We start from the raw sequence: 2,477 nt of genomic DNA on the forward strand, positions 1-2,477 counted from the left end.
CCCTGTCAGGACAACAACGCGGATCGCAGGGTTCGCCGCAATCTTGGCGGCCACTGCCGTCAAATCATCAATCAGCGCCTGCGACAGCGCATTGTGCTTTTCAGGCCGCGCAAGGGCCAGCGTCGCGACACCGCGCGCATCAACATCCAGCTCTATCATCGCATCCCCCTTGCCATTTCGGCCGCCTGCGCGATCACATCCGCATCAACGCCGGTCTCATATCCCAGACGCGCCAAAAGCGCCAAGACCGCCTCGGTCGCCACATTCCCCGGTGCGCCGGGCGCATAAGGACAGCCCCCCAGACCACCCACGGCGGTATCAAAGGCGCGTAACCCCAGATCAAGCGAAGCCCCGATATTGGCCAAAGCCAGCCCGCCTGTGTCATGAAAATGCCCCGCAAGGTCAGCCGCGGGTGCCACGTTAAGCACCGCCTTCAGCGTCGCGGCAACACGTTCGGGTGTCCCTTTGCCGATCGTATCCCCCAAAGACACCTGCATCGGCGCAAGACCCCGCAGCATTTCAACCGCTCGGGCCACATCGTCCGGCGCCGTTGCCCCATCAAATGGGCAGTCGGTGACGCAAGAGACATAGCCCCGCACGGTCACACCTGCGCCCTCTGCCGCCCGCACAACAGGGCGTAGCCGCGCGACAGATTCCGCGATACTGCAATTCAGATTGCTCTGTGAAAAACCCTCCGAGGCGGAAATGAACACCGCGATTTCCGTCGTCATATCCGCACGCCTTGCGGCCAGAAAACCTTCCCATCCCCGCATATTGGGCACCAGAACCGCATAGCGCACCCCCGCACGCGGCGTCAGACCCGCCAGCACCTGATCGGAATTCGCCATTTGCGGCACCCATTTCGGACTGACGAAACTGCCCACCTCGATATCGCGCAGACCCGATTTGCTGAGCAGATCAATCAGGGCCACTTTATCCGCAACCGCGATCACTCCGGGCTCGTTCTGCAGCCCGTCGCGCGGGCCGACTTCATGGATACGGACGTGCTCCCGCATCACCCCTCCCACGGCGGATAAAACGCCTTGGCATAAAGGGCGGGGGCATCCGGCAAGGCCTTTTGAAACGCGGGACGCGCCTCAAGGCGGGCATACCAAGCGGCCAAGGCGGGCAAGTCATCCAGATGCACGAAATGCCTGGCCATATAGACCGCCTGTCCCACGCCGATATCGGCAGCCGAGAAAGCAGAAAGTAGATAGTCCCCTGTCAGTGCCAGTTCCACGGTGCCCAAGGTTTTCAGAAGGCGCTTCGCCTCCAACTGCATGATGATCGGCGACCGCATGCTGTCATCATAAAGCGCGATATGTTGCTGGGTCAGGGCGGCAGTATGCTGCGAGATCGTCTCGGCGAAGTGGATCCAGTTCAACCACTGTGCGCGCTCTGCGTGACTTGGGTCGCGACCCAAGCCCGCCTGCGGGAAACGCTCGCAAAGATATTCGGCAATCGCCCCGCTTTCGGTCAGAACGACACCATCAATCTCGAGTGTCGGGACACGGCCTGTCGGATTGAGCGAACGGTAGGGTTCCTGCCGCAGGGTCTTGTCGAACGGATAGGTGACGAGATCAAAATCCAGCCCCAACTCATGCAACAGCCACAGGCTGCGCATCGAGCGGGTTTGCGGGCAATGGTGCAGCCGGATCATACCGCGTCCTCCAGCCGGACCATCAATGCGCCCGCCGTGACCTGATCGCCCGTGGCCACGCGCACCTCTGCGACGACGCCACCGCGCGGGGCACGCAGCACATGCTCCATCTTCATCGCTTCAAGCACCACCATACGGTCCCCCTCTTGCACGGTGTCACCTGCCTGCACGGCCACATCCCGCACCAGACCAGGCATCGGTGCCAGCACGGCATCGCCGCCCAGTGCCGCCCCGCTGCGCGCCAGCGGATCGACAACGTCGAAACTGATGCTTTGCTGCCCGAAAACCGTCACGCGCCCTTGGTGCAAAACCGCTGGGGCACCCCAATGCCCTGCGCGGCGCTGCAACGACACGACTTGTCCGTCAATGTCCACGCGGCACTGATCCGCGCTTTGCATATGCAGCACCGCCACGATATCCACATCTCCCTGCCGCAGCAGGATCTGCCGCGGCAAGGGCTCCCACAGGGTGAACCCCGTAAGCGGATTATCCGCCAACCGTGCCGCCGTCACAGCCGCAATCGCGATATCGCGCGCAGTCGGGACAACCGCCGCAGCAAGCGTTTCACCATGCCGCGCAATCAGCCCTGTATCGACATCACCCGCAACAAAATCGGGCACACGTGCCAAGCGGCGCAGAAAATCCAGATTGGTCACCGTACCGGCTACCTGGCAGGCATCCAGCGCCGCCGACAAGGACCGCAAAGCCCCCGCCCGATCTGGGCCATGCACCGTCACCTTGGCGATCATCGGGTCGTACCAAGGCGAAATCTCGTCTCCCTGCGCCACGCCGCTATCAATACGCGCAGCAGCAGGGA

At 62.6% G+C, this 2,477-nt stretch carries 4 protein-coding genes; all 4 read right to left on the bottom strand.

The window, feature by feature from the left end; genetic code table 11:
* Positions 1 to 159, bottom strand: a 159-nt coding sequence (locus VGP75_RS04550; protein WP_327542532.1) for an enoyl-CoA hydratase-related protein, incomplete at its 3' end; no start/stop codon positions are given.
* Entirely contained in the window at positions 156 to 1,016 is an 861-nt protein-coding gene (locus VGP75_RS04555) for a hydroxymethylglutaryl-CoA lyase (protein ID WP_327542529.1), read from the bottom strand. The genes VGP75_RS04550 and VGP75_RS04555, both read right to left, overlap by 4 nt.
* Complete coding sequence (locus VGP75_RS04560) at positions 1,016 to 1,660, bottom strand: glutathione S-transferase family protein (protein ID WP_327542530.1); 645 nt, start codon at positions 1,658 to 1,660, stop codon at positions 1,016 to 1,018. The genes VGP75_RS04555 and VGP75_RS04560 overlap by 1 nt, the downstream gene beginning before the upstream one ends.
* The coding region (locus VGP75_RS04565; RefSeq protein ID WP_327542531.1) for a biotin/lipoyl-containing protein at positions 1,657 to 2,477 on the bottom strand (821 nt) is incomplete at its 5' end. The genes VGP75_RS04560 and VGP75_RS04565, both read right to left, overlap by 4 nt.

Origin of the sequence: Yoonia sp. (assembly GCF_036007805.1) — a bacterium.
Lineage (GTDB): Bacteria > Pseudomonadota > Alphaproteobacteria > Rhodobacterales > Rhodobacteraceae > Yoonia.